The sequence below is a fragment of the Pseudomonas sp. CM25 genome (assembly GCF_013179705.1).
Taxonomy (GTDB): Bacteria; Pseudomonadota; Gammaproteobacteria; order Pseudomonadales; family Pseudomonadaceae; genus Aquipseudomonas.
This window is the reverse complement of the sequence record NZ_JABMCW010000705.1, coordinates 1-674: the sequence shown is the minus strand read 5'-3', so window position 1 is coordinate 674 and position 674 is coordinate 1. Positions and strand designations below refer to the sequence as shown.

General features: G+C 66.0%; 1 protein-coding gene. It reads right to left on the bottom strand.

All coding sequences use genetic code 11. The features are described from left to right. Positions 1–42: 42 nt before the first annotated feature. A partial coding sequence (locus HP546_RS30820; RefSeq protein ID WP_172233812.1) for an amino acid permease occupies positions 43–674 on the bottom strand: 632 nt, incomplete at its 5' end.

Below are 674 nucleotides of genomic sequence, written 5' to 3'. Positions count from 1 at the left end.
CAGCCGGATGCGACTTGCTCGTCTGTCTTCAACCAAGGCGCATCACGCGCCCTGCCCCACGCCGCCAACAGCCAGCGCACGCGCCCGACGGCGGGTGACCAGCAGCCCCGAACACACCACCAACACCGCCAGTACCATGGTCGACACCACTTCCAGACGATGGTCGGGGCGCAGCAGCATCAGCACCAGCACGCCACTGATGAACAGGATTACCGCCCAGGTCAGCCACGGGAACAGCCACATGCGATAGCTCAGCGTCTTGCCCTGGGCGGTCAGGCGCTTGCGCAGGCGCAGCTGGGAAATGGCAATGACCAGATAGACCAGCAGGGCAATGGCGCCGGAGCTGGCCATCAGGAAGCCGAACACCTTGGCCGGGACCAGGTAATTGGCGATCACCGCCAGGAACGCGGCGCCCGTGGACAGCAGCACCGCAACCACTGGCGTGCCGCTGCGGCTGGTGACCTGGGCACAGGCCGGGGCGTCACCGCGGCGGCTCAATGAGTAGACCATGCGCGAGGCGGTGTACAACGACGAGTTGAGGCAGCTGGTGACCGAGGTCAGCACCACGAAGTCGATGATGGCCTTGGCATTTGGCACGCCGAGGGTGTCCAGCACCGCGAAGTAGGAGCCCTCACCTGCCAGGCGCGGGTCGGTCCAGGGGACCAGGGCAATGA